The 18,113-nt window shown below is 60.7% G+C and carries 19 protein-coding genes; 6 read left to right on the top strand and 13 right to left on the bottom strand.

The genetic code is table 11. The features are described from left to right. Positions 1 to 39: 39 nt before the first annotated feature. From nei to HKN06_06925, 8 genes are read right to left on the bottom strand one after another with little or no spacing between them, the layout of a single operon-like run. Positions 40 to 861: an endonuclease VIII gene (nei, locus tag HKN06_06890; protein ID NNF61042.1), complete on the bottom strand. Its 822-nt coding sequence runs from the start codon at positions 859 to 861 to the stop codon at positions 40 to 42. Further along, positions 861 to 1,631, bottom strand: coding sequence for an ABC transporter ATP-binding protein (locus tag HKN06_06895; protein ID NNF61043.1), 771 nt, complete (start codon positions 1,629 to 1,631; stop codon positions 861 to 863). The genes nei and HKN06_06895 overlap by 1 nt, the downstream gene beginning before the upstream one ends. Next, positions 1,631 to 2,398, bottom strand: a complete 768-nt coding sequence (locus HKN06_06900) for a hypothetical protein (protein NNF61044.1) — start codon at positions 2,396 to 2,398, stop codon at positions 1,631 to 1,633. Before HKN06_06900 ends, HKN06_06895 begins: the two co-directional genes overlap by 1 nt. Continuing rightward, positions 2,398 to 2,589 carry a CPXCG motif-containing cysteine-rich protein gene (locus HKN06_06905; GenBank protein NNF61045.1) on the bottom strand — a complete coding sequence of 64 codons (192 nt, stop codon included), beginning with the start codon at positions 2,587 to 2,589 and terminating at the stop codon, positions 2,398 to 2,400. The genes HKN06_06900 and HKN06_06905 overlap by 1 nt, the downstream gene beginning before the upstream one ends. After that, entirely contained in the window at positions 2,589 to 3,239 is a 651-nt protein-coding gene (gene pdxH, locus HKN06_06910; protein ID NNF61046.1) for a pyridoxamine 5'-phosphate oxidase, read from the bottom strand. The genes HKN06_06905 and pdxH overlap by 1 nt, the downstream gene beginning before the upstream one ends. Then, positions 3,208 to 4,296 (bottom strand): hypothetical protein, encoded by a 1,089-nt coding sequence (locus tag HKN06_06915; GenBank protein ID NNF61047.1) that lies wholly within the window; start codon positions 4,294 to 4,296, stop codon positions 3,208 to 3,210. The genes pdxH and HKN06_06915 overlap by 32 nt, the downstream gene beginning before the upstream one ends. After that, the gene (locus HKN06_06920; GenBank protein NNF61048.1) at positions 4,293 to 5,909 is read right to left on the bottom strand and encodes a gamma-glutamyltransferase; all 1,617 of its coding nucleotides are present in this window, start codon (positions 5,907 to 5,909) and stop codon (positions 4,293 to 4,295) included. The genes HKN06_06915 and HKN06_06920 overlap by 4 nt, the downstream gene beginning before the upstream one ends. Continuing rightward, positions 5,866 to 6,339, bottom strand: coding sequence for a hypothetical protein (locus HKN06_06925; GenBank protein NNF61049.1), 474 nt, complete (start codon positions 6,337 to 6,339; stop codon positions 5,866 to 5,868). The genes HKN06_06920 and HKN06_06925 overlap by 44 nt, the downstream gene beginning before the upstream one ends. Between HKN06_06925 and HKN06_06930 the strand changes: the two genes are divergently transcribed. Continuing rightward, positions 6,331 to 7,119: an alpha/beta fold hydrolase gene (locus HKN06_06930; GenBank protein NNF61050.1), complete on the top strand. Its 789-nt coding sequence runs from the start codon at positions 6,331 to 6,333 to the stop codon at positions 7,117 to 7,119. The two genes, HKN06_06925 and HKN06_06930, sit on opposite strands and share 9 nt — an antisense overlap. A gap of 10 nt (positions 7,120 to 7,129) precedes the next feature. On the opposite strand, the gene HKN06_06935 is transcribed toward HKN06_06930, so the two are convergent. Then, the gene (locus HKN06_06935) at positions 7,130 to 7,603 is read right to left on the bottom strand and encodes a hypothetical protein (GenBank protein NNF61051.1); all 474 of its coding nucleotides are present in this window, start codon (positions 7,601 to 7,603) and stop codon (positions 7,130 to 7,132) included. 246 nt (positions 7,604 to 7,849) lie between these two features. Between HKN06_06935 and HKN06_06940 the strand changes: the two genes are divergently transcribed. Then, positions 7,850 to 8,539 (top strand): hypothetical protein, encoded by a 690-nt coding sequence (locus HKN06_06940; protein NNF61052.1) that lies wholly within the window; start codon positions 7,850 to 7,852, stop codon positions 8,537 to 8,539. On the opposite strand, the gene HKN06_06945 is transcribed toward HKN06_06940, so the two are convergent. Genes HKN06_06945 through HKN06_06960 form a run of 4 tightly spaced genes read right to left on the bottom strand, consistent with a single transcriptional unit; the run spans position 8,529 to position 12,799 of the window. Then, positions 8,529 to 9,647: a primosomal protein N' (replication factor Y) - superfamily II helicase gene (locus HKN06_06945; protein ID NNF61053.1), complete on the bottom strand. Its 1,119-nt coding sequence runs from the start codon at positions 9,645 to 9,647 to the stop codon at positions 8,529 to 8,531. The genes HKN06_06940 and HKN06_06945 overlap by 11 nt on opposite strands. Positions 9,648 to 9,670: 23 nt before the next feature. Further along, positions 9,671 to 10,777 carry an SPFH domain-containing protein gene (locus HKN06_06950; protein NNF61054.1) on the bottom strand — a complete coding sequence of 369 codons (1,107 nt, stop codon included), beginning with the start codon at positions 10,775 to 10,777 and terminating at the stop codon, positions 9,671 to 9,673. A gap of 3 nt (positions 10,778 to 10,780) precedes the next feature. Next, positions 10,781 to 11,932: a toxic anion resistance protein gene (locus tag HKN06_06955; protein NNF61055.1), complete on the bottom strand. Its 1,152-nt coding sequence runs from the start codon at positions 11,930 to 11,932 to the stop codon at positions 10,781 to 10,783. 24 nt (positions 11,933 to 11,956) lie between these two features. Then, the gene (locus HKN06_06960) at positions 11,957 to 12,799 is read right to left on the bottom strand and encodes a 5-bromo-4-chloroindolyl phosphate hydrolase (protein NNF61056.1); all 843 of its coding nucleotides are present in this window, start codon (positions 12,797 to 12,799) and stop codon (positions 11,957 to 11,959) included. Between the two features lie 290 nt (positions 12,800 to 13,089). On the opposite strand from HKN06_06960, the gene HKN06_06965 reads away from it, so the two are divergent. The 4 genes from HKN06_06965 to HKN06_06980 all read left to right on the top strand — a co-directional run bounded on the left by HKN06_06965 (position 13,090) and on the right by HKN06_06980 (position 18,111). Continuing rightward, positions 13,090 to 14,112 carry an isoaspartyl peptidase/L-asparaginase gene (locus tag HKN06_06965; protein NNF61057.1) on the top strand — a complete coding sequence of 341 codons (1,023 nt, stop codon included), beginning with the start codon at positions 13,090 to 13,092 and terminating at the stop codon, positions 14,110 to 14,112. Further along, positions 14,112 to 14,825 (top strand): hypothetical protein, encoded by a 714-nt coding sequence (locus HKN06_06970; GenBank protein NNF61058.1) that lies wholly within the window; start codon positions 14,112 to 14,114, stop codon positions 14,823 to 14,825. Before HKN06_06965 ends, HKN06_06970 begins: the two co-directional genes overlap by 1 nt. A gap of 159 nt (positions 14,826 to 14,984) precedes the next feature. After that, positions 14,985 to 15,329: a hypothetical protein gene (locus HKN06_06975; GenBank protein ID NNF61059.1), complete on the top strand. Its 345-nt coding sequence runs from the start codon at positions 14,985 to 14,987 to the stop codon at positions 15,327 to 15,329. 136 nt (positions 15,330 to 15,465) lie between these two features. Next, on the top strand, positions 15,466 to 18,111 hold the full coding sequence (locus HKN06_06980) for a hypothetical protein (GenBank protein NNF61060.1): 2,646 nt from the start codon (positions 15,466 to 15,468) through the stop codon (positions 18,109 to 18,111). Positions 18,112 to 18,113 lie beyond the last annotated feature (2 nt).

Below are 18,113 nucleotides of genomic sequence, written 5' to 3' on the forward strand. Positions count from 1 at the left end.
AACAAGACAGTTACAAATTCAGTGGCAACACCTGTGTGCTCATTGCGGAGACGGCTGGCATGTGGGGCAGAAGTAGAGGCGCCTGCCGGCGAACGTCTGACGCACGATGTCGTCGCCACAGCAAAAGCAGGGCGCATCCTCGCGGCTGAAAACGGCAAAACGTCGCGGCGAGAACCCGTCAGCACGCAACTTGCGTATTCGTGATTGCGCGATGGTGATGCCGCCGCTGCGATACGAGCGTCGCGCAACCGCAAGTGTCTGCCGTGCCAGGCGCTGCAGCGCGGGCGCTTTCAGCCCGGCCGGCTGCCAGGCCGGATGCAGCCTTGCCGCGTGAAGTACTTCAGAGCGCAGGTAGTTGCCGTTGCCGGCCAGGAACGACTGATCCAGGTACAGGGTGCCAAGCTTCCGACCGCAAAACGCGGGCTGCCGCAAACGCGCGTAAATCGAGGCGCTGTCCAGCCCGGCATCCAGAATATCGGGCCCCAGGCGCCTCAGGTAGGGATGACCCTGAAGCTGGCGCGCCGTTAGCACAGCAACATCGGATGCGCTGTAAAGCAGCGCGCTGTGCGTTTTTGTATGCAGGGCGACGCGCAGGCTGCGCCCGGTTTCAGGACGGTCGCCGCGACGCACGACATACCAGCGCCCGTAGAGCTGATTGTGGCTGTACAGTGTCAGCCCGTTGGCGAATCGTGTCAGCATTGCCTTGCCACGCGTGTCGACGACAGTCACGCGGCTGCCGCGCAGGCGTGGTTCAAAACGGCGAAGCTCAGGGAAAGAAAAGCTGGCGTTGACTATTCGCTGATCAAGCAGCACCGTCGCAACCTCGTCGGCGGCGCGACGAATTTCCGGCCCCTCCGGCATCAGGCGTGTACGAACAGGCTGCGGTTTGCGTTCGCCACGCGTTCGATCGGCGTCCCGTAGAGGTCACTTAAGTTTTGTGCGGTCATGCACTCTTCGACGGTGCCAGACATCCATGCGCCGTTACGCTGCGGACCGAAAAGCAGCACGACACGATCGGCAAACTGCGCCACCAGGTTCAGGTCATGCAGACTGGCCAGGACAGCCTTGCCTTGCGCACAAAGCTGGCTGAAACAACGCAGTGCACCGAGCTGGTGTTGCGGGTCAAGATTGTTGAGCGGTTCGTCCAGCAGGTAAAGCAGCGGCTGCTGGGCCAGCGTTGCTGCCAGCGCGATTCGCTGGCGTTCGCCACCGGATAACGTGTGCAGCTCACGGTCGCCAAACCCGGTCATGTCCACGCGCTGCAAGGCATCAGCAGCGACAGCGATGTCGTCGCGTGATTCCCATTCGAAAAACCCCAGATGCGGATTTCGGCCAAGCAGAACTGCCTGCTGCGCCGTGGCCGGGAAAGCGTCTTCCTGTTGCTGGGTGAGCAGGGCGATCTTGCTTGCGACACTGCGCCGTGACAGCGAATCCAGCGGCTGGCCCAGCAGGGTAATGCCGGTAGCGCTACGCAGCCCGGCCAGCGTGTGTAACAGCGTGGTCTTCCCCGCACCATTGCAGCCGATCACGCAAACCAGTTCACCGGGATGGACCTCCAGATCGAGGCCGGCAATCAGTTGGATGCTGCCAATAGCAACGTCCAGTTCGCGGCATCCCAGCAGCTCCTGCATCAGTTACTCCAGCGCACTTCGGCGGCGGTAAGTGGGCCGACAATGACATCGCGCAGGCTCGCCGGCGTTTCGGCAAGCGTTGAAGTGAGCGGGATGCGCCCGCCCATCAGCTCCGCAAATGTTTGCGGGTGCAGCGGGTTGCGCAGCGGTTCGGCATAGCCGTGCGGGTGCAACGGCAGGTTAGTGACGGGGGTGTATTTATCTGTGGCGCCCAGCGTGTGGAACAACTCGTGCGCAATCACGACGTTGTTGCTGCCGGCCATTCGTCGACTGGCAAAAGCATTGACTACGCCCACCAGGCCTTTTTGCAGCCCCAGCGAATGTGCCAGCACCGGATTTTGTGCCGGGTCGTTGTAAATGAGGAAAATACGAATATCGGGATCCGGCCCGGGCTGCTGGCGTTGCTGCTGCCAGGCCCAGTAGCGCAGTTTCAGGCTCCAGTACATGACGCCGGCTATGTTGCGGTCAGCCGGCGGTTGCGGCGGCGAGTCAGCAACGGGCTGGCCAAGCTCAATGCGCAGCGGTTCGGCGTAAGTTACGCCGTAGCGCAACCCTTCGCGTTTGACGAATTCCTCGACATCGGCAAAGTGCCCGGGTTCGAGCGCACCGATATAGCGCGTCGAGACCTCGCTGTTATCGCCGTTAATCGGGTAAATGCCGACATACAGCGTGTCATCCCAGTCGGTGGTTCGCGCCCGCGCCAGCCAGGCGCCAAGAGCGACAAACAGCAGAAGGTAAATCAGCAGCAGGATTCGTAAGTTTCGCATCAGGCGCTGTCGACCGCGACGTCGTACAAGGCATTTTCGCCATCGAGCTGGAAGCTCAGCTGCATCGGGTTACAGCACACATGACAATCCTCGATTATCGAGCGATCCGGTGCGGTGACATCGATCGTCACCGTATGTTGTTCCCAGCACGTGGGACAGCGGACAGTGCAGTCGATCAGTAAATCCTGCATCACGGCTGCAGCCGGCTGGCAGTCCAGGCGTCCGGATGAGCAACACCGTTGTCATCGATGGCTACAGTGCGAATCCAGCGGGCCCGATCGTGCAGCCGGTTATCGCCCTCGACCCAGAGCTCGACTGCGGTGGCCCACAGGTGATAGCCACCCCAGTGCGGTGGGCGCGGCACCGGATCGACGCCCGCAAAGCGCTGTCGCGCCTGCTCCATTTGTTGGCTCAGCGCAGCGCGTGTTGCTACCGGTTCACTTTGCGCGCTGGCCCAGGCTGAAAGTTGCGACTCGCGTGGCCGCCCGGCGAAATAGCCGTCGCTCTCGTCATCCGGGGCGCGCAGGACGATTCCTTCCACACGTGCCTGCCGACCAGGCACATCCCAGTGAAAAACAGCAGCGGCATTTGCAATCTGTTGCAGCTCGTCGCCCTTGCGCGAATTGTAATTACTGTAGAAAACCAGGTAGCCGTTTGTAACATCGAGCTTCTTGCACAGTACCACTCGGGCCGAGGGCAATATTTCGCCCTTTTGCATTGCCACGGTGCCCAGTACCATGGCGTTGCTGTTTGGCGTCAGCGCCCGGTCACGCGCGTCGGCCAGCCAGTCAGATACAACCTGGAGGGGGTTAGCGGGAAGTGAGTCTTGCAACGGGTTCATGGTCTGATGGGAAAACGCGATAGTCTCCATTGAATGGTACCCAGAAAATGTCATCTGGCAGCTGCGCATCGCGCAGCGCGAGCCGCAGATCGGTAATCGGCTGGGTCTGGCCGTCGTCGCCGAGGCGGAATGTACCGAAGTGTATGGCCATACTTTGCGCTGCGCCAAGCAACAAATGCGCCGACACGGCTTCTGCCGGATCGATATGCTGAGGTGCCATGAACCAGCGCGGCAGGTAGTTGCCAATCGGCAGAATCGCCAGGCGCGGCGCACCTAAACGTGCGCTGATCTCGGTAAAGTGCGGCCCCATGCCGGTGTCACCGGCAAAATAAACGGGGCCGTGGACGGTGTTGATTACGTAGCCGGCCCATAACGCACGGTTGGTGTCGAACAGGCCACGTCGCGACCAGTGCTGCGCCGGCACGGCGTATATGGTGACGCCATCAACGTCGTACTCCTGCCACCAGTTGAGTTCTTCGATCTGCAGCGTATCGGTGTTATCCAGGAGGTGACGGTTACCGAGCGGAACCAGGAACAGCGGATCGTGTGCTGCAGCCAGATCGCGAATCGTGGCGCTGTCCAGGTGGTCGTAGTGATTGTGACTGATAAGTACGACATCGATCGGCGGCAGGTCGGCGAAGCGCATACCGCTCGGGCGGAATCGCTGCGGGCCGGCAAACGGCACCGGGCTGGCGCGTTCCGACCAGATCGGGTCGGTAAGGATATTCAGGCCGTCAGCCTGGATCAGCACGCTGGCGTGATTGACGAAGGTGACGCGCAGTTCTGCGCTGCGGCGCGGTGGGACGTGATAGACAACATCCGCCTGATCTGACCACGCGCCAGGTTCGCGGGTTACCGCCCAACGCAGGATTTCCAGCGCTGACTTGTTGATGGTCGCACTTGCCGGGATATTGGCAAAGCGCTTGCCGTCGAAATTATCGCTGATGGGGCCGTCATAGGGCGGTGTGAGGGATGCGGCTGTGATCAATGCGCCGACTACGGCAGCGCCACCCGCGATGGCAATCAGCCGTATGCGCCAGCGCTGTTGCCTGTTCATCCGCCTACGCGGGCGCCGCCGGTGCGGCGACTGTCCGATGCAGCATGCATCCGCCCGTCGGCATCGAGTTGCGCCGCGCCGACACCGCCAAAAAACATAGACAGGCTGTCGAACTGGCGTAATGGCAGACGGCAGTCGCCGGAATCGAGACCAGGTTCCAGGGCAATACGTGGTCCGGCATCGGCAAATTCGACATGCAGGCGCGGGTGCTCTATCGCGGCCTCCAGCGTCAGGCCGGCATGCACCAGGTTGAGCAGTGTGAGGCTGATCGCTGTCGTTATCCGGTCGGCTCCGGGCGATCCGATTGCCAGAACCGACCCGGCATCGCTGCGCGCCACGGAGGGCGCCATATTTGATGTCAGCCTGGTGCCCGGTGGTCCGGGTACCAGGCCACGCTTGTTCAGCTCCAGCTCGCCCAGCCCGTTGTTCATCCACAGCCCGGTGCCCGGTGGCATAACGCCCGAGCTGTAGCCAGCCGACATCGTTGTCGAGCATGCCAGCCCGTCGGCGTCGACTGACGATACGTGTATGGTCGATGGGGATAACAGTGCATGGGGATTGTCACGGCACAGTTGCAGCAGCTGGGCGATATCTGTCGCAATATCTTCGCTTAGGTCCAGCTGACTGCGGCGATAACCATAAACAGCGTTCTGCACTTCAGCGGCGCGAGCTACATCGGCAGCTGTCCAGGCGCCGTGAGGACGTCCCTCCATCAGCTCCAGCATGGCACAAAGCGCAGCACCACCTACGGCCGGGGGCGGATTCGTCGCAATCGTCCAGTCAGCCACCCGGAAGCAAAGCGGTTCGCGTCGCACCAGTTCGTACCCGGCCAGGTCGCGGGCGTTGACCAGGCCTTCATTTGCTTCCATGTCGGCAACGATGCGGCGCGCGATCTCGCCAGTGTAAAAGGCAGCTACCCCTTCGTCAGCGATTCGTTTCAGTGTTTCGTCCAGATGGGGGACGTGAATCAGTGCGCCGGCCGGCTTCAGAGTGCCGTCTTCATCGAATAATGCCTTGCGGCTGTCTTCGTGCCATGAAAATACCGACTCGCCACAATGCACCAGGTAGTTATACGACGCCTGACCCAGAGGAAAACCGTCGCGCGCATGCTCGTAGGCTGGCTGCATCAGGGCCTCCCACGGCAGGCTGCCATACTCACGCCAGCAGCTTTCCAGCATGGCAAAGCCGCCCGGGGTTGCGACCGAGCCATGTCCGATAACGGTGGACATGCCACCGCCGTATGTCATGTGTACTTCCCAGGCGCCTCGGCCGAAACGGTCTGGTGGTATGCCGTTGCCCGGCATGGTCAGCACACCGTCGAAGACGGTGGCTTGCTGCTGCGCCGGCCAGACAGTGGCAAAGCCGCCGGCAGCGGGTGAAACCACGCCCGGTTCTGTCGCCAGCGAGACCATTGTGGATGCGACGGCCGCGTCTACGGCATTGCCGCCCTCAGCGGCAATGCGAATGCCTGCCTCGGCGGCGATGCTGGAACTGGCTGCTACGGCTACCCGGGTCACTGTGTTTTCCTGGCCCCCGATGTGGCGGGCCGCACAGTTTACACTGCCTTGCTCAGAACGGCTCCCGGTCCGGTGGCACAAAGCCGTGGCGGGCATCGGGATGTGCAAGCCGTTCGTCACTGTAGTGACGGCCGATCAGCCGGCGGCCTGACTCGAACAAGGGCCGCGCCCGCAGGCGGAACTGCGGCCAGCTTTCGCCAGGGGCCGCCGCCGCGCGGTGCCTGGCAATCAGCTGCATGAAGGCAACCGTCAAAGTGTCATGATATTTGTCGAAATCCCCATGGGATTCGGCAAGCCCACGCAAGGCAGCACGACACCGCCCGGTGGCCTGGGTGAGTTCGAATTCCTGCAGGTAGATCCATGCCAGCCGTATGTGGTGTTCGTGTGTAAATGGCTCATTCCAGTCACAAGCCTCGACCCGCTCACGGAATGTCCTGTCACTTTCACTGATCATGTGTTTTTGGCCTTCACCGGCTGCAGTGGTGTAAATTGCCCGCTGGCCCGGCAAGGTGCGCACGTGCCCCACGCAAACGTCAACGGCATCGAATTATATTACGAAGATCGCGGCGCCGGCCGTCCTTTGGTGCTGGTGCATGGTCTGGGTACCAGCAGTGCCGACTGGCAGTACCAGTATCCTGCGCTGGAATCGCGCTACCGTGTAATCGCTCCGGACCAGCGCGGCTTTGGCCGCTCCACCCGCCCGCCGGGTCCGTATTCAATCGAAGGATATGCGGCGGATTTGTGCGCGCTGCTGGACTACCTGGAAATTGACCGGGCCCACTTCTGTGGTATTTCGATGGGCGGTGCAGTGTCGTTCCAGTTAGCCGTTGATGATCCGCAACGGGTACGCAGCCTGGCGATCATCAACAGCCAGCCGAGTTTCGAGCTCAACACATTCAGGAAACGGATGATGGCCGCATCGCGGCGCTGGATGGCGCGCCGGCTGGGGCTGGAGCGTGAGGCGCGTATCCAGCTCTATCGCAACTTCCCGGGGGCCGCCAACCGTGAGGCACGACGCCGCCTGCAGGGCCGGTTCAGGAATGATCTTGCGCCTTACCTGGCAGCCATCGATGCGGTAGCCGGCTGGACGGTCGTGGACCGGCTGGACCGTATCACAGCGCCCGTCCTGTTCCTGGCCGGTGAGCACGACTTTACTCCGCCGCAAGAGAAGGCTGCATTTGCTGCATTGATGAGTAATGCGAGAGTGCAGGCGTTCCCTGGCGCGCGCCACGCCATGCACCTGCAAAAGCCGGATGAGGTCAATGCCGCACTGCTGGCATTTTTTGGCGAGGTTGACGCGGGGTAATAGTCAGCCGTCAGCCGGCGCGGTTGAAGACCAGTTTTTGTCCGTCGATTACTACGATCATGCGATCGCGTTGCGACGAAAGGATAGGCGCGGTTTCCTGGTAAGTGCCGGCGGCCTGTTCGATGGCGCCATCTTCAGTCTGCCGCTTCAGTGCCTTGACGGTGAGGTTGAGCGTCTCGACATCGCCGTTCCAGGCGCCGCACATATACGTGCGCGTGCTGTCGCCAAACTGGTTAAATACAAAAGAACCGTCGTTGCCCAGCTGCAGCTCGGCTCGTTCCCCGTCGACTGCGTCGGTATGCCAGGTTCCGGGAAGCTGCGCGGCCTCAAGCGGGTGAGTAATCTCTACATCGCTGCGCGCCGCGTCCGAATTGGCCCGGTCGCTGTAGCTGATGACGCCATCAGCCTGGTGGCTTGCATACAAATCAGCATGTGCGATACCGACACAAAGAAACAACATGCAAGCCAGGCCAAAACGCATCACTGAAAAACCACCGTAGTACTTAACGAAACTTTGGCTACGTTATCAGCGTTGCATGTTTGTTGCTGTGATCAGTTGCGCGTTTCGAATGACGAAGTATCAAACATAAGTTTCACGACCGTGATCGTTGTCACGTTGTTGCAGGACGTCTTCCAGTTATGTCAAGGCATAGGGAGAAAAACACTTTACACAAAGCGGTGCAGTCACGCGGCAGGCGCACTAGAATCGGGGCAACATGGAAACAGACTCATGCGGGCAAATCACGCTTTCCTGGCAGTAGCCGTCCTGGCCGGGCTGTTGCCGCTGGTCGGGGCGAACGCGGCTTATGTATTGTCAGCCAGCGCGGGCTTCGTGCCGGAGTGCAATCCTTACCTGTCCGGCTGCACCTCGGTCAGTGCCACCGGTCGCAATCCGCCCGGCAGTTTCGTTTACAAGGGCACCATGATGCCGGCCGCTGTGTTTATGCTGGTGTACTGGTTCCTGGCCGGTCGCTGGCTGGCCGCGCACGGTGACAGGTCGCTGCGCTGCCGGGCGCTGCCGTGGCTGGGTCTGGTCGCTGCTGTATTCCTGGTGGTTTACACTACGGTGCTCGGCCATGTTGGCGAATGGTTTGCGATCCAGCGGCGCATCGGCGTCGTGGGTTACCTGTCGGCAACATTTTTTGGTCAGCTGCTGTTTGTCAGCCGTATCGCAACCCTGATGCGCGAGGGTCGCCTTGCTATTCCACGATGGATCTATGTGGCAAAGCTGTCGCTTTGCGGTGCAATGCTGTTGCTGGGGCTTGCAGTAATACCGGCGCCGCTGTTCTTGTCTGACATGGACACCGTGGAGCGGGTGCTGGAGTGGGACTTCTCTCTGCTGCTCGTGCTGTTCTTTCCGCTAACAGCATTTGCATGGCATTACGATCGCTTTGGCGCGGACTTCTTCGTCAGAAAGTAATTACACCCGACTCGCTGCCCAGCACCAGCACGATCACAACCACGATTGCTGCTGCTACTGCGGCCGCCGCGATCTTGAACTTGCTGTAGGGTCGTTCGCCCTGCACTTTGCCGGTGCGGCCGTTGACCACAAAGCGGTAGACCTTGTTGCGAAACCGGAATGCTGCCGACCATACCGGCAGCAGCAAGTGCTTGAAGGTAGTCTCGCTGTGGCGTGTATCAACGTGAGTGATGCGTTGCAGGTCGCCACCGATGTCACGGGCAACATCCTGGCGAATCACGCGATCCATAATTTGTATTGCGGTTTTGAATCCTTCGTCCAGGCCGACCTGGTAGGCTTCACTGCGAAAACCGCTGAGGTAACGCTCGTCATAGCTGACCAGGTTGGCAAGATCCCACGGCGCAAGCCGGTCGGTAATCTTGCGTGGCAGCGAGCGACTGGCGCCGACCAGCACGTCATCGAAAAATCGCGACACTCTGCCGGATGCCGGTCTCCAGCGCACTTTCTGCACCATGCGGGTGCGGGTAACGCGTCTGCCATTGACAACTGTGGTGTAGGTTTGTGGCACGTGATAGATCGTGCCGCGCTGTCCGCGATAACGGCTCACCGTTGCGCTGTCGTAAGTCCAGTACGGCACGTAAACACCGGTAAGCCTCGCATCACCCTCGGCGTAACGACGCAGCGAACCAGGCGCAAACCACAGCTTGCCCAGCCATTTCCTGAAGCTGGCGAGGGCTTTTTCTTCGTCGATCTCGAACGGCAGCAGCGATTCCGGCTTTATGTGGCGCTCGGTGCCGGTGCCTTCGACCACCGGGGTGCCGCAAAACGGGCACTCGCCGGCATGAATGTGCGAACCCAGGTCAAACTCGGCCGCGCAGGATTCGCACTGGGTCGTTTCGCGCTCTTCGGCCGGCGGTGCCTGTGCCAGCTCGCTAAGCGCCTCGCGGAAACCGTATTCACGCAGGACGCCGCTGCCGGACTCGATATCCGTCGTATGCCCGCAGTACGGGCAGCTGATCTGATCAGTGCCGGGCTGAAACGTCTGCAGCGCCCCACAGCGTTCGCACGGAAACTGATCGGTACCGGGCGCGCGTACCTCGCTTGGCACGAAAAAAGCTCAGCCGGCCCGGCTCAGCCCTTTGGCACCGGTGGCGGCAGCTGGGCGAAAATAGCGGCCAGCTCGTCGACCCGCTCGGCCGCGGTCCACTCTTCCAGGCCCTGGCGCCAGACCAGCGTGTCGCGATTGACGTCGCCGGTTTCCAGCTTGTTACGAATCTCCGCCTTGGTGAACGGTCCGGTCTGGTGTCCCTCGCTGGCCAGGTACCACGGAGTTTCCTGTGGTACCGGTGGTGGCGTCGCGTTGCCGCCGCCACCGCTGCCGGCGGACATCGTGTCGACCATCTGCTTGGCCATGCCGAAACCCATACCCATGCCCATGCCGGCAGCAGCACCGCCGCCGGCCGGGTTTTCTGCCGCTGCGGTCATCGCTTCGGCCGCCTGGAATGTAGCGTAGTCACGCAGATTGCCAATGAGGCCCATGCTGGTGCGCTTGTCCAGCGCCTGCTCGACCTCCGACGGCAGTGAAATGTTTTCTACCAGCAGCTTGCGCAGGTCCAGTCCATACGAGCCGAACTCGGGGGCAATCTTGTTGGTAACGAAGTCACTGAGATCGTCATAGTTGGCGGCCAGGTCCAGTATCGGAATGCCTGACTGGCCGAGACTGGTGGCGAACCACGAGACGATGTGATTGCGCAGCTGCGCGGTTATTTCGTCAGTGGTAAAACGTCCGTCGGTACCGACGACCTCTTTCAGAAAAGTCACCGGATCGCCAATGGCTACGACGTAAGTGCCATATGAGCGCAGCCTCACCGGGCCGAACTCCTTGTCGCGCAGCATGATCGGGTTTTTTGTACCCCACTTCAGGTCAGTGAACTGACGCATGTTGAAGTAATAGACTTCCGCCTTGAACGGGCTGTTGAAGCCGTGCGGCCAGCTCTGCAGCGTGGTCAGGATCGGCAGGTTGTTGGTATCGAGCTTGTACAAGCCGGGCTCGAAGATATCCGCAATCTGGCCTTCGTTGACGAACACCGCGATTTGCGACTCACGTACCGTGAGCATTGCGCCGTACTTTATTTCGTTGCCGTACCGCTCAAAGCGATACACCATGGTGTCGCTGGTGGCGTCTGTCCATTCGATTACATCGACGAACTCACCAAAGATTTTGTCCCAGAATGCCATGCTTCAGCTCCCTGTCTTGCCGCTGGCGCGGGCAGAGGCCGCCGCCAGTGTTTCGCGTAATTGTGTTTCCATTTCCTGCAGCTGGGTGACCGCCTCTGCGCGGGCACGTTTGCCTTCATCGGCAATCTGCAGGCTCTCTTCGATCGTGTCGATCAGGTTCTGGTTTGCCGTCTTGACCGACTCTACATCGACCACGCCGCGCTCCAGCTGTCGCCGGGTCTCGGCATTGGCCGTCTTCAATGCTTCTGATGTCGACTCGAGCAGCTCGTTGGTCAGGTCGGTTGCGGCCTTGACGCTATCGGCAGCCTGCCCCGAGCGATAGATCGTCACGGCCGTGGCCAGCTGCTGGCGCCATAGTGGAATAGTGTTGGCCATAACCGAATTGATCTTTGTGACCAGGCCCTTGTCGTTTTCCTGCACCAGGCGAATACCGGGCAGGCTCTGCATGGTGATCTGGCGGGTCAGGCGCAGGTCATGGACGCGCCGCTCGAGATCGTCACGAGCGCTGCGCAGGTCACGCAGCTCCTGCGCTTTGATAACTTCATCGGTAGTGGCCGTGGCCTGTTCCAGCGCTGGTATTTCATGCGTATCCAGCCGCTGTAGCCGCTCCTCGCCAGCCGCGATGTACAGCTCCAGCTCATGGAAGTACTCGAGGTTGGCATCGTACAGCCGGTCGAGCATTGTTATGTCGGTGAGCAGCTTCGTCTTGTGGCTGTCGAGATCGTTGGTGATCTTGTCAATCTGGCGACGTACACCCTCGTAACGCTGCAGGAACTTGACCACCGGCTTTGCCTTGCCAAACAGGCGGGCAAAAAAGCCGGGTTTCTCCAGCGGGTCGGTATCGAAGCCACGCAGGGTGGTGACCATCTCGCTGAGCGCATCACCGGCGGCGCCGAGGTCCTTGTTCTTGACCCCTTCGAGCATCTGGTCGGAGACCGTGGTCAGCTGTTCCTGGGCTTTGCTGCCGAAGAATATGATCGAATTGGAATCGCGCAAGTCCAGTTCGGCGATTAGCGCTTCCAGTTTCTGGCGATCTTCACCCTGGCTCTCGGCGTAGGGCACCACCTCGTTTTTCAGCTCGGGCACGGAAACGGCGGTTGCGCCCACCGTGGCCTGGGTCTGTACGGTTGTCCTGGTGTCAGTCTGGTCACTCATAAGTCTAGCTCCGGGGCAGGAAAATCAGATTACGCCTTCTTTTTTCAGTTGCGTGGAAAGCACCTCGATCTGCACGTCCAGATCGAGCTTGTCGTGTTCGAGTAGTTTCTGGTGCTGTTCTTCGAATACACCTTCGATTGTGTTCAGCACATTGCGGAAATTGCCCTCAAGTTCGTCAACCTGCGCGCCCCGGCGATGTGAGCGGGCGTATCCCTCGGTGACTCGGCGGGCACCGTCCAGGTAGACATTGAGAAATTTTCGCGCGCGACGAATATCGCCGGGATCGTCTTCGATAAGGCCGAGGATCTTGCGTGCCTGTTGCGTTATGCGGCGCAGGCGATTGGTCAGTTCGGCATTGCGGATATCGCGGCGCGCCGAATCGATACCAAGAATCTTGCTCTCGGCCTCTTTCAGCGTGGCAATGATCTCCTCGGTGGTGTAACCGTGGCTGCCCAATTTTGATAATTTGCTGCCGGCCGGGTCGCGGCCGTAAAACAGAGTGCTGCCGATAAACGCCAGCAGCGCGATTACAGCGGCGAACGGAAGAGAGTGGCCAATGGCAAGCCAGCTGCAGATGAAGGTGCCGAGGCCGGCAAACATCGAGCCGATGGCCTTGAGTGGCGTGCGCGAAGCCCGCGCGATCTTGCGTTTATTAAACTCCGCCTCGGCAACCAGTCCCTTGCGCATGAAACGGGCAGCGGCGATGAACGAGGCGAAGGCGCCGCCAAAAATGAGCAGCTTCGAAAGCGAGCCCATAAACAGCACGACAATCAGCGCCGGCACCAGCGGCATGGCCAGCAGGTACAGCAGGTAGGCGCGACCGGGCCAGCGCGCCTTGTGCTTGTCGTGCTTGTATACCTCGGGCACCGCTCAGCGCTCCGACTTTATATATATTGGCCCGTCAGTGGCATTGACGTGCAACAGGGCTGAGCACGAAGCAAAGCCCATGGTCACAACCAGCAATACGGCACCGAGGAAACGCCGCCATGTATCCGACATTGTTATTGAATCAGCCCAACTACAAACCCAGGCCGGCCGGGCACAGAGCCGGTGGCCGGGGCCGCACATTATAGAGGAATGCGCCGCCCCGCACTGTCAAGGAAAGCCACGGGGCTGCTAAAGCGTTAGAATCGGCGTCCTGTCGGGGGTGTGAATTCATGAATACAGGCATTTTGAGCGTTGTCCGGACGATCCTGGCCGCGGCGACGATAGTCCTGGCGAGTGGGGTAAGTGTGGCTGCTGAAGACAATTATGGGTTAGTGATACATGGCGGGGCAGGGACCATCGAGCGCAAGAACCTGACGCCCGAGGCCGAGGAGCAGATTCGTGCGGTATTGACCGATGCGCTGCATGCCGGCCACCGCATCCTTGCCGGTGGTGGCGACAGCGTCGATGCGGTGGTCGCCGCGGTGACGGTGATGGAAGATTCACCATTGTTCAACGCCGGCCGTGGTTCCGTTTACACCTGGGAGGAAACTCACGAACTCGACGCCTCGTTGATGGACGGGCGCGATCTCGGAGCGGGTGCGGTCGCTGCGGTGCGCAACGTGCGTAATCCGATCGTGCTGGCGCGGCGGGTGATGGAAGATTCGCCACACGTCATGCTGGCGGGTGTCGGCGCAGAGGAGTTCGCGCTCGAGTCCGGCGTCGAGCTGGTCGACAACAGCTGGTTCAATACCGATTTTCGCCTGCAGCAGCTTAACAAGGCAAAGAAGGCAGCAGATCCACAGGCAATGCTTAATCCGCTCGATGCGGACGACAAGTTTGGTACCGTCGGTGCAGTCGCCCTGGACAAGAGTGGCAATCTCGCTGCCGCGACGTCGACCGGTGGCACCACAGCCAAACGCTGGGGCCGGGTGGGCGATTCGCCGATCATCGGTGCCGGGACCTATGCCGATAACGCAAGCTGTGCAGTTTCGGCCACCGGTCATGGCGAGTATTTCATTCGTCATGCCGTGGCGCATGACATCTGTGCCCGGTTTGCCTATCAGGACACGTCACTGGTTGCCGCGGCCGACTACGTTGTGATGGAAAAACTCGTTGCTGCCGGTGGCAGTGGTGGCGTAGTCGCGATCGATACCAAGGGCAACATTGCCATGCCGTTCAACAGCGAAGGCATGTATCGCGGCTATCGGCTCGGTGCCGGCAATCCGGTGGTACTGATTTTCAAGGAAGACTGATGCGGGTGCGAATGTGCGTGTTGCTGCTGTCGCTGGCCTTCTGCGCCTGCGTAGCGACACCGGTTAAGGACAAGAAGGCGCAGGCGACCCTGGCACGTATCGAACAGCAGTTGCTCGATGCCCGCGTGCTGAGAATCGATTACGAGATCGAGGCGCGCGGCGCGGTGTCGGCTGATATCAGCGGCGACCTGCTAATGCAGCAGCCGGCACTGGCAGCCTTGCGGGCGACAGGCGATTTCGCGACGCAGCCGGTACAGCCATTGCTGGTTGCCGACGGCACGACGATGCGCGGCGGAACGGCCAGTTATTTCTCGCAGCCGGCGCCGGCGCAATTGCGTGACGGGCTGCTGCTGGGACTGACGCGAATGGGTGTCCTGCACAACATCGCGATGTTGACTCAGGACGCGCCGCCGGATGCGACTGACGGCAGCATTCGCGACTGGGTGACCGTGGCGAACGTTCGCGCTATCGACCAGCCACGCCGAATCGGCGGCCGCACCGTTGCCGGACTGCATTTTGATTTGATTGTCGCCGGCGAACCTGCCGGCGCCGTGACGTTGTGGTACGAGCCTGATACCGCCCTTCCTGTTGCCCGCGAGCAGCTGGTGCAATTCGAGACCGGCGAAATGCGGGTGGTCGAGCGCTATACCGTCAGTATCGACGGAATTATCGGCCCATGCCGGTTTGACACCGGGGCGCTGACTTCAGACTAAGGTGCGGCCAGCCGCGACTGCCAGCGACAGGTTCCTGTGGGAGCGGCTTCCAGCCGCGACAGCTTGCGACCAGTTCTTTGAGACCTATTTGACAATAAGCCGTGCGATGCACGCGAGCTGTGATGCATTTCAAGGTGTCTGCGCCCGGTCGGTGCTAACTTGCCAACCAAGTTTAAGGACCTGACTCCGGAGCTGCCCCACATGGACATAGTTGTCGCCGAAAGAGCGCTGGTTGCCGAATCCCCCGAGGGTGATCGCACGCCGATCCAGGTGCGAATCGGCCGCCCCTACAAGGTTGCCGAAAAGACCTGGACCTGTCCGCTCAAACTCGATGGTCTTGGCAGCGTCAGCGACGGGCTCGGTACCGATTCGTGGAGCGCACTGACGGTGGCGATCGGCGTTGCCCGGCAGCAGTTGAAAATATGTGTCGAAAAAGGCGCGCGGCTGCTGTGTCGCGATGACGACAGCGAAATCGAGCTCGACGACCTGTTCCCCCAGTTTTAGCGTCCTGACAACAAGTCGCCGCGTTTCGCGGCGATTATGGCAAGAGCCGGCCTTGCGGGCGCCAGCCCCGTCACCTAACCTGTGCTCCTGGGCCCTGCGACCGCAGGCTATAACTACAAGACGAGGCAACTCCCTGATGCTGCGCTCCCTAATTGCCGCCTGCCTGCTGGCGTGCCTGCTGCCGTCCGTGTCCGGTGCCGCCAAGCCCGGGTTCTCACACGATATCGTTGTGGTCAACGCATTTTTTGACGACCCGGCGATGGTCGCTGCGGTAGCGCAGGAGCGCGAACCGTGGCAGGTGGATTACCACAAGAACTTCATCACCATCGAGGCAACGCAGCAGGACTATGACGCACTGGTAAAAGCAGGTTTTCGCGTCGAGATAGACCAGCGCCTTACCGGGCAACTGAACCGCAGCTACACACGCCTGCCGGGCCAGAATCGCGGCATCGCAGGCTTTCCCTGCTATCGCACAGTGGCGGAAACCTATGCTGATGCTGCGGCGCTGGCGCAGGACAATCCGGGGCTGGTCAGCTGGCTCGATATCGGCGACAGCTGGGAAAAACAAAACGGGTCGGACGGCGAAGATCTGCGCGTACTGGTGCTTGGCAACGATGCCGGTACTGGCGACCGGCCAAAACTGTTCGTTATGACCGCGGTGCACGCGCGCGAGCTGGCTACCGCTGAACTCAACACGCGTTTTGCCGAGTACCTGGTAGACAACTATGGCGTTGACGCCGATGTTACCTGGCTACTCGACGAGCACGAGATACATCTGTCGCTGCAATCGAATCCGGATGGGCGTAAACAGGCTCAAACCGGGTTGTTCTGGCGCAAGAACACAAACCAGAATGCGTGCGGGACGACTTCAAACAGTCGTGGCATCGATCTCAACCGTAATTTCCCCTATCAATGGGGTTGTTGTGGTGGCTCCAGTTCCAGTCCGTGCAGCGAGACCTATCGCGGCACCGCGGCGGGATCGGAGCCGGAGACCATGGCAATCCGCGACTATGTGAGCTCCATTTTTCCCGACCAGCGTGCCGACGACCTGGTGACACCGGCGCCTGACGATGCTACCGGCGTATTTCTCGACGTGCACAGCTATGGCCAGCTGGTGTTGTGGCCGTGGGGCTGGGGCCCAACCGTTGCGCCAAATGGCACCGCGCTGCAGACGTTCGGGCGCAAGCTCAGCTGGTTCAGCGACTATTACCCCGAGCAGGCGATTGGTCTTTACCCGACAGACGGTACCACCGACGATTTTGCCTACGGCGAACTCGGTCTGGCGGCCTATACCTACGAGCTGGGAACATCTTTTTTCCAGGATTGCAGCACGTTCGAAAACACTATCCTGCCGGATAATCTCGAATCGTTGCTTTACGCAGCCAAGGTAGCGCGAACGCCATACCAGACGCCGGCCGGGCCGGACACGCTGGCGCTGAACCTGTCGGCCGGTGCGGTTGCGCCAGGCGATACCGTGCAGCTGACGGCAGTTGCTGATGACACGCGGTTCAATAATTCCAATGGAACCGAGCCTGTGCAGTCCGTCAGTGCAGCGGAGTTTTACCTGGACAACCCGCCATGGTCGGGGGCCGCGGCGACGGCGCTGCCGGTCAGTGCCGCTGATGGCGCTTTTGATTCGAGCTCCGAGACTCTCACCGCCAGCATCAATACCGCTGGCCTGGCGATGGGACGGCACATTATTTACCTGCGCAGCCAGGACAGCGCTGGCAACTGGGGTGCGGTGAGCGCGGCTTTTGTCTATGTCGTCGATCCGGCAATAGCACCGGTCATCAGCGGTACCGTCACTGCCGCGGGCAGCGGGCAGCCTGTTGCTGCAAGTATTGATGCGGGCGCGCCGTTCGTCGCCACCAGCGATGTAAGTGGCACCTATTCGTTGCTGTTGCCGGCGGGCGAATACAGTATCACCGCAACACCTGATTCACCCGACTACGCGCCGGCGACCGTAAGCGGAATCACCGTTGCAGAGGGACAGTCGATTGTGCAGGACTTTGAGTTACTGCCGTACTGCGACGTGTTCAGCGATGACGCCGAAAACGGCGATCAGGGCTGGTCGGCCGCGGCACCCTGGGCTATTACTGACGAAGCCGCGAATTCGCCCACGCGTTCGTGGAGTGATTCCCCGGGCGGCGAGTATTCTGACAACATAAACAGCACGTTGACCTCACCGACTATCATGGTGACGGACCTCAGCGATTTGCGGCTGGAGTTTGCCAGCCTGTGTCGTACGGAGGCGAGCTACGACTACTGCATCATCGAGGTCAGCGACACTAATGGTGCCAGCTGGTCAGAAGTAGCGCGTTACGACGGCGTTGCCGCCGACTGGCAGGACCAGGTTATCAGTCTCAGCCAGTACGCAGGTGCCGCAAACTTCCAGGTGCGTTTCCGCCTGCAAAGTGATTTTTCGGTCACCGAGGATGGCTGGTACCTTGACGACATCCGGCTGCGCGGTGCCGGGAGCCAGTGCGTGCTCGCCGGCGACACCGATGCCGACGGCGTAATCGACACGCTGGATAATTGTCTGACGGTTGCCAACAGCGATCAGCGCGATACCAACGCCGATGGTCTTGGCAACATGTGCGACCCGGACGTCGATAACAGTGGTTTTGTCGATCTGCAGGATCTGGCGCTGTTCCGCGCGAGCTTCCTTGCCGCCGGCGACCTCGATACCGATCTTAACGGCGATGCCAACACGGACTTGCAGGATCTGGCCATACTGCGGGCGTATTTTCTCTCGGCCCCGGGACCGGGCGCCACGCAGTAGGT

The organism is Gammaproteobacteria bacterium, assembly GCA_013003425.1.
Taxonomy (GTDB): Bacteria; Pseudomonadota; Gammaproteobacteria; order Steroidobacterales; family JABDKV01; genus JABDJB01.

Coding starts and splice junctions, on each gene's coding strand:
- nei (NNF61042.1), bottom strand. CDS start 861: ATGCCGGAGGGGCCGGAAATTCGTCGCGCCGCCGACGAGGTTGCGACG.
- HKN06_06895 (NNF61043.1), bottom strand. CDS start 1,631: ATGCAGGAGCTGCTGGGATGCCGCGAACTGGACGTTGCTATTGGCAGC.
- HKN06_06900 (NNF61044.1), bottom strand. CDS start 2,398: ATGCGAAACTTACGAATCCTGCTGCTGATTTACCTTCTGCTGTTTGTC.
- HKN06_06905 (NNF61045.1), bottom strand. CDS start 2,589: ATGCAGGATTTACTGATCGACTGCACTGTCCGCTGTCCCACGTGCTGG.
- pdxH (NNF61046.1), bottom strand. CDS start 3,239: ATGAACCCGTTGCAAGACTCACTTCCCGCTAACCCCCTCCAGGTTGTA.
- HKN06_06915 (NNF61047.1), bottom strand. CDS start 4,296: ATGAACAGGCAACAGCGCTGGCGCATACGGCTGATTGCCATCGCGGGT.
- HKN06_06920 (NNF61048.1), bottom strand. CDS start 5,909: ATGCCCGCCACGGCTTTGTGCCACCGGACCGGGAGCCGTTCTGAGCAA.
- HKN06_06940 (NNF61052.1), top strand. CDS start 7,850: ATGCGGGCAAATCACGCTTTCCTGGCAGTAGCCGTCCTGGCCGGGCTG.
- HKN06_06950 (NNF61054.1), bottom strand. CDS start 10,777: ATGGCATTCTGGGACAAAATCTTTGGTGAGTTCGTCGATGTAATCGAA.
- HKN06_06955 (NNF61055.1), bottom strand. CDS start 11,932: ATGAGTGACCAGACTGACACCAGGACAACCGTACAGACCCAGGCCACG.
- HKN06_06965 (NNF61057.1), top strand. CDS start 13,090: ATGAATACAGGCATTTTGAGCGTTGTCCGGACGATCCTGGCCGCGGCG.
- HKN06_06970 (NNF61058.1), top strand. CDS start 14,112: ATGCGGGTGCGAATGTGCGTGTTGCTGCTGTCGCTGGCCTTCTGCGCC.
- HKN06_06980 (NNF61060.1), top strand. CDS start 15,466: ATGCTGCGCTCCCTAATTGCCGCCTGCCTGCTGGCGTGCCTGCTGCCG.